Annotated in this window: 6 protein-coding genes; all 6 read right to left on the bottom strand. The window is 72.5% G+C overall.

Annotated elements, in window-relative coordinates; genetic code table 11:
* Positions 1-222: 222 nt before the first annotated feature.
* Positions 223-2,277 (bottom strand): M4 family metallopeptidase, encoded by a 2,055-nt coding sequence (locus ACIRPU_RS22995; RefSeq protein ID WP_403870174.1) that lies wholly within the window; start codon positions 2,275-2,277, stop codon positions 223-225.
* Between the two features lie 442 nt (positions 2,278-2,719).
* Positions 2,720-4,486, bottom strand: a complete 1,767-nt coding sequence (locus ACIRPU_RS23000; protein ID WP_403870177.1) for an ABC transporter ATP-binding protein — start codon at positions 4,484-4,486, stop codon at positions 2,720-2,722.
* Positions 4,483-6,312 carry an ABC transporter transmembrane domain-containing protein gene (locus ACIRPU_RS23005; RefSeq protein WP_403870180.1) on the bottom strand — a complete coding sequence of 610 codons (1,830 nt, stop codon included), beginning with the start codon at positions 6,310-6,312 and terminating at the stop codon, positions 4,483-4,485. The genes ACIRPU_RS23000 and ACIRPU_RS23005 overlap by 4 nt, the downstream gene beginning before the upstream one ends.
* Before the next feature lie 38 nt (positions 6,313-6,350).
* Entirely contained in the window at positions 6,351-8,210 is a 1,860-nt protein-coding gene (locus ACIRPU_RS23010; RefSeq protein ID WP_403870183.1) for an ABC transporter ATP-binding protein, read from the bottom strand.
* The gene (locus tag ACIRPU_RS23015) at positions 8,207-10,012 is read right to left on the bottom strand and encodes an ABC transporter ATP-binding protein (protein WP_403870186.1); all 1,806 of its coding nucleotides are present in this window, start codon (positions 10,010-10,012) and stop codon (positions 8,207-8,209) included. The genes ACIRPU_RS23010 and ACIRPU_RS23015 overlap by 4 nt, the downstream gene beginning before the upstream one ends.
* A 202-nt stretch (positions 10,013-10,214) precedes the next feature.
* Positions 10,215-12,446 carry a glycogen debranching protein GlgX gene (gene glgX, locus ACIRPU_RS23020; protein ID WP_403870189.1) on the bottom strand — a complete coding sequence of 744 codons (2,232 nt, stop codon included), beginning with the start codon at positions 12,444-12,446 and terminating at the stop codon, positions 10,215-10,217.
* Positions 12,447-12,456: the final 10 nt, after the last annotated feature.

Raw genomic sequence — 12,456 nt, forward strand, 5'->3', positions numbered from 1 at the left:
GGCGCGTACATGTCAGGACCCCGAAGTGATGTTGGCTGAAAATCAACTGCCGGATGAACATTGCCGGAATGTAAACGGACTTGACCTCGGTAAAAGGCCAACAGCACATAGGTAAGGCGCTGGCAAAAAGGAGACGCCGTCCCGGGGGAGTCGAAACTCCGGGACGGCGTCCTGTGTGCTGCCTCTCGATCGGCTGTGCTCGGCCCCCGCGAGGCCTGTGGCCTACGGGAAGGTCAGTTTCCAGCTGTTGATGTAGCCGGTGTCCTGGGCCGCGTTGTCCTGGACCCGCAGCTTCCAGACCCCGTTGGCGACCTCGGAGGAGGCGTTCACCGTGTACGTGGTGTTGATGTTGTCCGTGCTGCCGCCGGTCCCGTACGCCTTCAGCGTGTACGCCGTGCCGTCGGGGGCGAGCAACTGCACCTGGAGGTCACCGATGTAGGTGTGGACGATGTTGACCGCCACCGCGAGGTTCGAGGGCGCGTTGCCGGTCCGGCCGGAGACAGTGACCGAGGAGGTGACCGCCGCCCCGTTGTCCGGAATCGATACGTCGGCCGTGTTCTCGAACGAGGTGCCGCCACCGCCGCCCCCGCCGTCGGAACGGGCGCCGACCGCGACGCCGGCCCACGCGTCCTGTACGGCCTTGTACTCGGCGGAGGTCGTGCCGTACAGCTCACCGGTCGCCGCCAGCGTGCCGGTGCGGGCCGCCGCGTAGTTGGTGGTCGTGGTGAACTTCGTGGTCAGCGCGCGGAACCAGATCTTCTCCGCCTTGTCCCGGCCGATGCCGGTGACCGGAAGGCCGTCCGCGGTGGCCGAGTTGTAGGTGACACCGTTGATGGTCTTGGTGCCGCTGCCCTCCGACAGGAGGTAGAAGAAGTGGTTCGCCGGGCCGGACGAGTAGTGGACGTCGACCGAACCGATCCCCGAGTACCAGCTGTCCTTCGACGCGCCGTCCTTGCTCGGCTTGTCCATGTAACGCAGCGGCGAGCCGTCGCCGTTGATGTCGATCTCCTCGCCGATGAGGTAGTCACCGACGTCGGAGGCGTTCGCCGCGTAGAACTCCACGGCGGTGCCGAAGATGTCCGAGGTGGCCTCGTTGAGGCCGCCGGACTCGCCCGAGTAGTTCAGGCCCGCCGTGTTGGAGGTGACGCCGTGCGTCATCTCGTGCCCGGCCACGTCGATGGACGTCAGCGGGTGGGTGTTGCCGGAGCCGTCGCCGTACGTCATGCAGAAGCAGCTGTCGTCCCAGAACGCGTTGACGTACGCGTTGCCGTAGTGGACGCGGGAGTACGCGGCGACGCCGTTGCCCTTGATGCCGCTGCGGCCGTGCACGTTCTTGTAGTAGTCCCAGGTCAGGGCCGCGCCGTAGTGGGCGTCCGCGCCCGCGGTCTCCAGGTTGGACGCGGCGCCGGTGCCCCAGACGTCGTCGGGGCCCGAGAAGAGCGTGCCGGTGCCGGAGGTGCCCCGGTTGAGGTTGTACGTCTTGTGGCTGCCGCGCGTGCCGTCGGTCAGGTTGTACGTCGACCCCGACTGCGTGGTGCCGAGGGTCACCTGGCCGCTGTACATCGTGTTGCCGGTGCCGGTCTCGATGCCCTGGTACTCGTACAGCTTCGCGCCGGTGGTCGCGTCGGTGATGACGTGCAGCTCGTTCGGGGTGCCGTCCTCCTGGAGGCCGCCGACGACCGTCTCGTACGCCAGGACCGGTGTGCCGTTCGCCGCCCAGATCACCTTGCGCGGGGCGCGGTTGGTGTCCGCCCGCTCGGCGCCGGCGGCCGTGGCGAGGCTCAGCGCCTGCTTCTGCGCCTTGGCCGCGCTGAAGGTGGGCGAGAGCGAGGCGACCTTGATGGCGGCCTTGGTGGCCTTGGTGACGCCCTCGGTGGCGCCGGACTTCGCGGTCTCGACGACCAGGTCGCCGCCGAGGACCGGCAGACCGCCGTAGGTGCGCTCGTAGCGGGTGTGCAGGGTGCCGTCGGCGTCCTTGACGACGTCGCGGACGACGAGCGCCTCCTTGGCGCCGAGGCCCAACTCCTTTGCGGCGGCGGCCTTTCCGGCATCCGCGTCGCGTATCAGTGCGGCGCGCTGGGCGGGGGTGAGGCGCACGGACTCGGCGCCCGGGGCGGCCTGGCCGGCCGCCTGCGGTGCCTTCACCGGGGCGGCGGCCGCGGCGCCGGACTGCACGGCGGCGGCGATGAGCGCGGAGACGCCGACGAGGGCGACGGCCGCGGCGCGACGGGAGGTGCTGTGGGGGGTGCGTCTGCGAGAGGGACTGCTGCTCAACACTGACTCCTTCTGCGCGGCCACGGGTCACGCGGCCAGGGGAGACCCGACGGCGGGTGAGCCGTGCGGGCACGACAAAGGCGGTACGCAGAACAAAGGCGGTACGTGGAGCGGGCTTAGCTGTGGGGTTGCTGTGAACCAGCAGTGGGAAGAGTGGCAGTGGATTGCGCTATCTGTCAGGAGCGCGTCAGGAAGTTGGCCGGAAACAGTTCGTTGTCCGGTAGTTCATGTTCGCTATGCGGTCAATTGGCCGACGGAACAGGCCGAGTGACCCGCACGCCATGTCGGGAGGCCCTCAGCCGATACGGGAGGCCCGCACGGCATGCGGTCGGGCGAGCACGAGCCCGTGCCCGACCCGTGCCGCCACCGCCAGGCGAGCCTCAGGCAGGCACGGCCCGCGGGCAGGGTCCCCGGGTGCTCCGCGCAGCCCAGGGCCCGTTCATCGTCAGGTCCGCTCTCCGTGCCACGTTCGCCAGAGGGCCGCGTATGCCCCGCCCGCCGTCACCAGCGCCTCGTGCGTGCCGAGTTCGGTGAGGCGGCCGTCCTGCATCACCGCGACCCGGTCGGCGTCGTGCGCGGTGTGCAGGCGGTGGGCGATGGCGATGACGGTCCGGCCCCGGAGCACGGCGGCCAGGGCCCGCTCGGTGTGCCGGGCGGTCGCCGGATCCAGCAGCGCCGTCGCCTCGTCCAGGATCAGCGTGTGTGGATCGGCCAGCACCACCCGGGCCAGGGCGAGTTGCTGGGCCTGCGAGCCGTCCGTACGGGCGCCGTCCCCGCCGAGCACGGAGTCGAGGCCGCCGGGCAGCTCCCGGACCCAGTCGGCGGCGCCGACCGCGGCCAGCGCCGACCACAACTGCTCGTCGCTCGCGGCCGGTTCGGCGATGAGCAGGTTGTCGCGGACCGTCCCGAGGAAGACATGGTGCTCCTGGGTGACCAGCACGACCTGCCGGCGCAGCGTCTCGGGCGCCAGCTCCGCGACCGGCACCCCGCCCACCGTCACCGTGCCCGCGCTCGGCGCGTCCACCCCCGCGAGCAGTCTGCTCAGCGTGGTCTTGCCCGCGCCCGACGGGCCGACGACCGCGAGCCGCTCCCCGGGCCGCACCGTCAGATCGACCCCGCGCAGCACCTCGCCGCCGCGCTCGTAGGCGTACCGCACGCCCGTCACGTCGATCCGGTCGTCCGCCGGAGTGGGCGCCTCGCCGTCCGGCTCGGCGCGCGGCGCCCCGGCCAGGCCCTCCACCCGGGCGAACGAGGCGCCACTGCTCTGGAGTTGCTCGACGCGCAGCAGGATCTGGTCGAGCGGTTCGGTGAACTGCCGCAGATACAGCGCGGCCGCCACCACCGCGCCCAGGCTCATCGCGCCCCGCGCGTGCAGCGCGCCGCCCAGCAGCAGCACGCCCGCCACCGGCAGCGAGTACGACACCTCGATCACCGGGAAGAACACCGAGCGCAGATGGAGGGTCCGGAAGCGGGTGCGACGCGAGGTCTCCAGCGCGTCCCGGCTCGCCGTCGTTCGTCGCTCCTGGAGCCGGAACGCCTCGACCGTGCGCGCCCCGGACGCGGTGGCGGCGACGATCTCGGCGACCTCGGAGGTGGCCGCGCCCTCGGCGAGGTAGGCCGCGCGGGCCCGCCGCAGATACCAGCGCAGCGCGAACCAGATCGGGGTCAGCCCCAGCATCCCGATCGCCCCGAGCAGCGGGTCGATCACGAACACCGCGCCGAGTGTGAACAGCGCCTGGACCGTGCAGACCAGCAGTTCGGGCCCGGCGTCCCGCAGGGTCGTGCCCACGGCCGCCACGTCGGCGGTGCCGCGCGTGGTCAGATCGCCGGTGCCGGCCCGCTCCACGACCGACGCGGGCAGCGCGAGCGCCCGCCCGACGAACTCCTCCCGCACCCGCGCCAGTGTCCGTTCGCCGAAGCGGTGCCCCGCGTAGCGGGCCCAGCGGGCCAGCAGCAGCTGCGCGAGCGCGCAGGCCAGGATGGCCGCCGCCAGCCGGTCCACCGGCCCCGTGCCGTGCCCGGCTCGCACCTCGTCGATGATCCGCCCCAGCAGCCACGGCCCGGCCAGGCCGGCCCCGGCGGCGAGCACGTTCAGGGCGAGGGCGCCGGCGAAGGCCCGCCGGTCGGCCCGCAACAGCCGGACCGCCGCCCGGCGCACGTCACCGGGCGCGGCGACCGGCAACCGTCCCGAGTCCCCTTCGACCGCCGTCATCGCACGACCTCCTCTACGCCCGTGCCCGTGCCCGTGCCCGTGCCTGCGTCCGCGCCCTCTTCCGTATCCGGGGTCGGATCGCGTGAGCTGGCGTCGTCGGTGTCGGTGTCGGTGTCGTCGGTGTCCCGGGCCACCAAGGCCCGGTATCCCGGCTCGCGTTCCAGCAGGTCGTGGTGGCGGCCGGTCGCCGCGACCTTTCCGTCGACCAGGTAGTGGACGGTGTCGGCCTGGGCGAGGAGCAGCGGGGAGGTGGTGGTCACCATCGTGGTCCGGCCGGTCCGCGCCGCGCGCAGCCGCTGGGCGACCGCCGCCTCCGTGTGCGCGTCGAGCGCCGATGTCGGCTCGACGGCGAGCAGCACCCCGGGGTCGGCGAGCAACGCCCGCGCCAGCCGCACCCGTTGCCGCTGGCCCCCGGAGAGGCTGCGGCCCTGCGCGGTCACAGGCGACTCGAGCCCCTCCGGCAGGCCCTGCACGATGTCGTCGGACGCTGCCGCCCACACCGCCCGCCCGACGTCCTCCGCGGTGGGCGTTCGTCGTCCGCCGACCACCTCGCGCAGGCTCCCGGCGAACAGGTCGGCCTCGTTGTCGGCGACCAGGATCTGATCCCTGACCTGGCCCAGCGGGACGGCGTCCAGCCGTGTCCCGCCCCAGGTGGCGTCCGTGGGCCCGTACCGGCCGAGCCGGTCCACGACGGCGGTCACCTCCGCGTGCCGCGCGCCGACCAGCGCGGTCAGCCGACCCGGCGCCACCCGCACACCCGAGGCGGGATCGTGCAGCACCGACGGCTCGACGGGCGCGTCGGCGACCTCGGTCCCGGTGCCGGCACCGAGGTCGGTGTCGGGCTCCAGTCGCAGCAGCCGTACGACGCGCCGGGCGGCCACCACGCCCCGGCTGAGCTGGTAGCCCATGTCGACGAGGAACGCCACCGGCCCGATCAGGACCGCGACATAGCCGTACACCGACACCAACTCGCCGACGGTCATGTCCCCCTGGGCGGCGAGCCGGGCCGCCAGCCAGGTCACCACGGCGAGGAACAGCGTCGGCAGGCCCACCCCCAGCGCCTGCATCCAGCTGGTGACCGCGCCGACCCGGTAGCCCTGCGCCCGCAGCCGCTGCGAGTCGCGGTCGAAGGAGGCCGCGAACAGCTCCTTGCCACCGAGCCCGTTGAGCACCCGCAGACCGCCCGCGAGGTCGCCGATCCGCGCGGTGAGCACTCCCTGCCGCTCCCGGTACTCGGTCTCCGTGCCCTGCAACCGCGACATCAACGGCCCCACCAGCACCGCGACCAACGGCATCCCCAGCAGCACGACCGCCGCCAGCAGCGGTGACACCGACAGCAACAGCCCGGCGACGAAGACGTAGACGACGACCGAGCCGACGCCCGGCCCGACCACCGTCAGCGCGCCCGCGATCGTGTGCACGTCGCTCACCCCGATGGTGACGACCTCCGCGGCCCCCACCTGGCGCGGCAGCGCGGCGCCGAGCCGCACCGTGTGCCCGACGACGACCTTGGTGGTGCGCAGGTAGGCGTCCATGCGCACCCGGGTCATCGTGCGGTGCCGCATGATGCTCACCCAGGCGTTGAACGCGCCCACGGCGAACAGGGCCGCCGTCCAGCCGGCCAGCGCGGCCGTGTCACCGGGCTCGAGACCGTCGTCCACCGCCTTCGACAGCAGATACGGCGCCACCGCCATCAGCACCATCCAGACGCTGGCCAGCACCGCCCCGGCCAGCGCCCGCCACGGCTGACAGCGCACCAGCCACGCCAGATACGCCCAGCCGCCGCGGCGGTCGGGCGTGCCGGGATCCTCGTACGCGTCGATCATCCACTCGTCCTTCCGGCCCCCGAGATCCCCCTGGACACTCACGCCAGACTGTCTCGCCAGGCCCGGTGCAGGTCCGCGAACCGGCCGGTGCCCGCGATCAGTCCGGCCGGACTGCCGTCCTCGACGATCCGCCCGTGCTCCATGACCAGGACCCGGTCGGCGATCTCCACGGTCGACAGCCGGTGCGCGATCACCACCGCCGTACGGCCGTTCAGCACCGTCGCCATCGCCGCCTGCACGGACCGCTCGCCCGGGATGTCGAGCGAGCTGGTCGCCTCGTCGAGGATCAGCACCGCCGGGTCGGCGAGCAACGCCCGTGCGAACGCGACGAGTTGCCGCTGCCCGGCGGAGATACGGCCACCGCGCTTGCGTACGTCGGTGTCGTAGCCGTCGGGCAGGGCGCTGATGAACTCGTGGGCGCCGATCGCCTTCGCCGCCCGCTCGATCTCCTCCCGGCTCGCGTCCGGCCGCCCGATGGCAATGTTCTCGGCGACCGTGCCGGAGAACAGGAACGCCTCCTGCGTCACCATGACCACCCCGCGCCGCAGTTCGGGCACGGCCAGCTCGCGCAGGTCGGCCCCGTCCAGCAGCACCCGCCCCTCGGACGGGTCGTAGAAGCGGGCGAGCAGCTTGGCCAGCGTGGACTTGCCCGCGCCGGTCGAGCCGACCACGGCGACGGTCTGCCCGGCGGGAAGGGTGAGGTCGAAGCGGGGAAGGATCTCGCCGCCCGTGCGGTAGCCGAAGGAGACCCCGTCGAAGACGACCTCCCGGCCGGGCAGTTCACCCTCGAGCGCCGGGAGCTCCCGCGGAGCCGACGGCTCGGGCACGGACGGCGCCTGCGCCAGCAGCCCAGCGATCTTCTCCAGCGAGGCGGCCGCCGACTGATAGGAGTTGAGGAACATGGCGAGCCGGTCTATCGGGTCGTACAGCCGCCGCAGATACAGCACGGCCGCCGCCAGCACCCCCAGCTCCAGCGAGCCGTCGGCCACCCGGGTGGCGCCCCACAGCACGATCACCGCGACCGCCGTGTTGGCGACCAGCCGCGATCCGACGACGTACCGGGCCATCTCCAGGAGCGCGTTGCCGTTGATCTGTTCGTGCCGCCGGTTCAGGACGCGGAAGTCGGTGTCGTTGACGGGCTCGCGGCGGAACGCGCGCACCGGCCGGATGCCGTTCATCGTCTCGACGAACTTCACGATCACGGCCGCGATCGCGGTGGAGCGGGCCCGGAACACCTGCTCGGCGCGCCGCTGGTAGATCCTGACGAGGAGGTACAGCGGCACGAAGGAGGCCACCGCGACGGCCCCGAGGCCCAGGTCCAGCCAGAGCAGCATCGCCGAGATGTAGAGGAAGGACAGGATCACCGTCACGAGTTCCTGGAGACCCTCGCTGAGCAGCTCGCGCAGCGACTCCACGTCCGTGGTGGACCGGGAGATCAGCCGGCCCGAGGTGTAACGCTCGTGGAAGTCGAGGCTCAGCGCCTGCGCGTGCCGGAAGATCCGGCCGCGCAGGTCGAGCAGCGCGTCCTGGCTGACGCGGGCGGAGGCGATCAGGAACGCGTACTGGAGTCCGCCGGAGACCAGCGCGCACAGCAGATAGCCGACACCGACCGCGACCAGCGGCCCGTGGTCGTCGGCCCGGAACGCCGGTACGGCGCGGTCGATGGCGTACGCCACCAGCAACGGGCCGGCCTGCACGGCCGCCTGCTGGAGCAGCAGCAGGATCGCGGTGCAGGCGACCCGCGCCCTCATGGGCTCGAGCAGGGAACGCAGCAGTGCGCCGGTGGCGCCGGGCGGGGTGGGCAGGACGTCCTTGTCGAAGGGGTCGTCCACGGCGGTCCGCGGCGGGGCGTCGGGGTCGTCGTCGGTGACCGGGGAAGCGGTGGTGGGGGCGGTCATCGGCGGTCGGCCTCCTGTTCACCGAAGGGGGTTCCGGACGGCTCTCCGGACATGAGGTGGGCGTACTCGGCGTTGCTGCGCAGCAGTTCGTGATGGGTGCCCACCGCGGCGACCCGCCCGTCGGACAGCAGGGCGACGCGGTCGGCGAGGAGCACGGTGGAGGGGCGGTGCGCCACGATCAGCGCGGTGGTGTCGGCGAGGACCTGCCGCAGCGCGGCCTCCACGGCGGCCTCGGTGTGCACGTCCAGCGCGGACAGCGGGTCGTCCAGGACGAGGAACCGGGGCTGTCCGACGACGGCTCTGGCCAGCGCGAGGCGCTGGCGCTGCCCGCCGGAGAGACTGAGCCCCTGCTCGCCGACCTGCGTCTCGACGCCCTGCGGCAGCGCGTGCGCGAAGTCGGCCTGCGCCACGCCCAGCGCCCGCTCCAGCTCGGCGGCGCCCGCACCCTGCGCCGCCCCCATGAGGACGTTCTCCCCGACGCTCGCGGAGAACAGGGTCGGTTCCTCGAAGGCGACGGCGACCCGCGAGCGCAGCTCTTCCCGGGACATCGCGGTGATGTCCTCGCCGTCGAGCGTGATGCGGCCGGCGGTCACCTCGTGCAGCCGGGGGACGAGAGCCGTGAGCGTGGTCTTCCCGCTGCCGGTCGCCCCGACCAGCGCCATCGACTCGCCGGGCCGGATGTGCAGGTCGACGCCGTCGAGGGTGGGCGGGGAGTCGGGGGAGGCGTCGGGGTAGCGGAAGGTGACGCCGGCGAACCGCAGACCGTCGTCGGACGCTGCGGCCCGCTCACCGTGGCCGTCGGCGTCCTCGGGCGGCTCGTCCATCACCTCGAAGTAGCGCTCCGTCGCCGTCGCCGCCTCCTGGCTCATCGCCAGCAGGAACCCGATCGAGTCCACCGGCCAGCGCAGCGCGAGCGCGGTGGACAGGAAGGCGACCAGGGTGCCCGCGGACAGCTCGCCGTCCGCCACCCGCACCGCGCCGAGCACCAGCGCCGCCCCGATCGCCACCTCGGGGAGCGCCACGATGACGGCCCAGATGGTGGCCAGCAGCCGCGCCTTGCGCAACTCCGTGCCGCGCAGCGTCGACGACAGCTCCCGGAAGGCCAGCGCCTGGCTGCGGTGCCGCCCGAAGCCCTTGATGATCCTGATCCCGAGGACGCTCTCCTCGACCACCGTCGTCAGGTCCCCGGCCTGGTCCTGGGCGCGCCGCGCCACGACCGCGTACCGGTTCTCGAAGTACACGCACATCACGACGACGGGGAGGGCCGGCCCGAGGATGACCAGCCCGAGCGTCCAGTCCTGGAGCAGCATGATGACCACCCCGAGGAGGATCGTCACCGAGTTGACCAGCAGGAACGTCAGCGGGAAGGCGAGGAACATGCGCAGCAGCCCCAGATCGGACGTCGCCCGGGACAGCAACTGCCCCGAGGGCCACCGGTCGTGGAAGGCCACCGGCAGCCGCTGGAGCAGCCCGTAGAGATCCGCCCGCATCTCCGCCTCGACATGCGCCAGCGGACGCGCCACCAGCCAGCGCCGCAACCCGAACAGCAGCGCCTCCGCGGACCCGAGCAGCAGCAGGAAGAGCGCGCCCAGCCAGACCCCGGCCGTGTTCCGGTCGGCCACGGGGCCGTCCACCATCCACTTCAGGACGAGCGGAATGACCAGCCCCGTACAGGAGGCGAGCACGGCGACGAAGGCGGCCACGAACAGCCGTATCCGTACGGGACGGACGTACGGCCACAGGCGCAGCAGGGAACGTACGGCGGAACGGTCGGGGGAAGCGGTTGCAGGTGTCCTGGGCATCACCGCGAGCCTACGGACAGGCGCTGACAACGCCCACCGAGTTTTGGCCCGACCGGGCTCGGCCGCTGGTCCTACGACCTGCGTGTTCGGGTCCTGGTAGTACTTCCAGTCCCCGCGGCGCAGCGCCCGATTGGCCCGGACCCGCCGGAACAGGTCACGCTCCGGAAGCCGTTCGCCGCGCAGCAGCTCACCTCGCCCCGCCTCACCCCACCACGCGCAGCAGCAGCACCGTCCGTCCCGGCACCGTCACCGGCGTCCCCGCCGGGTGCGTCGTCCCCGGCGCCTCCCCCTGTTCCTCCTTCGACGTGTCGACGACCACCTCGTACCGCTCGGCCCACGGCGCCCCCGGCAGGACGAAGCTCACCGGCCGGTCCCCGGCGTGCAGGACGGCGAGGAAGCTGTCGTCGGTGATCGGGACGCCCCGCTCGTCCCGGCCGGGAATGTCCCGCCCGGACAGATACATCCCGAGGGTCGCCGCGGGCGCGTACCAGTCGCCCTCGGTCATCTCGGTGCCCCGCTCGGTGAACCAGGCGAGGTCCCGCAGCCCGTCCGCCGAGTGCGCACGCCCGGAGAAGAAGGCGCGGCGACGGAGCACCGGGTGCCGGTGGCGCAGCGCGATCAGCCGGGCGGTGAGGTCGAACAGGGCCCGCCACCCCGGCTCCTCGAGCAGCCCCCAGTCCAGCCAGCTGATCTCGTTGTCCTGGCAGTAGGCGTTGTTGTTGCCCCGCTGGGTGCGCCCCAGTTCGTCGCCCGCGACCAGCATCGGCACGCCCGTCGACAGCAGCAGCGTCGTGAGCAGGTTCCGCAGCTGGCGCCGCCGCAGCGCCAGTATCCGCTCGTCGGCCGACTCGCCCTCCGCCCCGCCGTTCCAGGAACGGTTGTCGTTCGTGCCGTCCCGGTTGCCCTCGCCGTTGGCCTCGTTGTGCTTGCGGTCGTACGACACCAGGTCGCGCAGGGTGAACCCGTCGTGCGCGGTCACGAAGTTGACCGACGCGTAGGGCCGGCGTCCGCCCCACGCGTACAGGTCGCTCGACCCCGACAGCCGGTAGCCCATCTCCCGCACGTCCGGCAGCGCGTGCCGCCAGAAGTCCCGTACGGCGTCGCGGTAGCGGTCGTTCCACTCCGTCCACAGGGGTGGGAAGGCCCCCACCTGGTAGCCGCCCGATCCGACGTCCCACGGCTCGGCGATGAGCTTCACCCGTCGCAGCACCGGGTCCTGCGCGATCACCGCCAGGAACGGGGACAGCATGTCGACGTCGTGCATGGAGCGGGCCAGCGCCGCCGCCAGGTCGAAGCGGAAGCCGTCGACGCCCATCTCCGTCACCCAGTAGCGCAGCGAGTCGGTGATCAGCCTCAGCACATGCGGCTGGACCACGTGCAGGGTGTTCCCGCAGCCCGTGTAGTCGGCGTACCTGCGCGCGTCCGACTGCACCCGGTAGTAGCCCCGGTTGTCGATGCCCTTCAGGGACAGCGTCGGCCCCAGCTCGCCGGCCTCCGCCGTGTGGTTGTAGACGACGTCGAGGATCACCTCGATGCCCGCCGCGTGCAGGGCCCGCACCATCCGCTTGAACTCGCCGACCTGTCCGCCCGTCGTCCCGGCGGAGGCGTACGCGGCGTGCGGGGCGAAGTAGCCGATGGAGTTGTAGCCCCAGTAGTTCTTCAGCCCCCTGCGCAGCAGATGGTCCTCGTGCGCGAACTGGTGGACCGGCAGCAGCTCCACCGCCGTGACGCCCAGCTTCACCAGGTGCTCCACGGCCGCCGGGTGCGCCAGACCGGCGTACGTGCCGCGCAGCTCCTCCGGGATCCCCGGGTGCAGCCGGGTGAAGCCGCGCACATGCAGCTCGTAGATCACCGAGTCCGCCCAGGGCGTCTTCGGCCGGCGGTCGTCGGCCCAGTCGTCGTCATCGTGCACGACGACGCCCTTGGGGACGTGCGGCGCCGAGTCCCGTTCGTCGCGCACGGTGTCGGCGACCTGCTGCTGGGGCCAGTCGCGGACGTGCCCGTAGACCTCGGGGGGCAGGCTGAACTCGCCGTCCACCGCCCGGGCGTACGGGTCCAGGAGCAGCTTCGCCGGGTTCCAGCGGCCGCCGGTCCACGGGTCCCAGCGGCCGTGCACCCGGTAGCCGTAGCGCTGGCCCGGCATGATCCCCGGCACGAAGCCGTGCCAGATCTCGTGCGTGAGCTCGGTGAGCCGGGCGCGGGTCTCCCGGCCGGTCTCGTCGAACAGACACAGTTCGACGGACTCCGCCCCACCCGCCCACAGCGCGAAGTTGGTGCCCGCGACCCCGTCCGGGCCGACCCGGAACCGGGCGCCCAGTGGTGTGGACGCGCCCGGCCACACGGGTGGACCGGGCACCTTGCGCGACGCACCGTTCATGACGGTGTCCGGCGTGGCGCGTTCCGCCACCGCCTCCTGCTCGGCTGCGCTGGACACCGTTCAGCCT

Origin of the sequence: Streptomyces sp. NPDC102259 (assembly GCF_044766465.1) — a bacterium.
GTDB lineage: Bacteria > Actinomycetota > Actinomycetes > Streptomycetales > Streptomycetaceae > Streptomyces.

Bases quoted from the DNA above. Each gene is read 5' to 3' on its own strand.
- ACIRPU_RS23010 (WP_403870183.1), bottom strand. From the start codon at position 8,210: ATGACCGCCCCCACCACCGCTTCCCCGGTCACCGACGACGACCCCGAC.
- ACIRPU_RS23015 (WP_403870186.1), bottom strand. From the start codon at position 10,012: ATGCCCAGGACACCTGCAACCGCTTCCCCCGACCGTTCCGCCGTACGT.
- ACIRPU_RS23005 (WP_403870180.1), bottom strand. From the start codon at position 6,312: ATGATCGACGCGTACGAGGATCCCGGCACGCCCGACCGCCGCGGCGGC.
- ACIRPU_RS23000 (WP_403870177.1), bottom strand. From the start codon at position 4,486: ATGACGGCGGTCGAAGGGGACTCGGGACGGTTGCCGGTCGCCGCGCCC.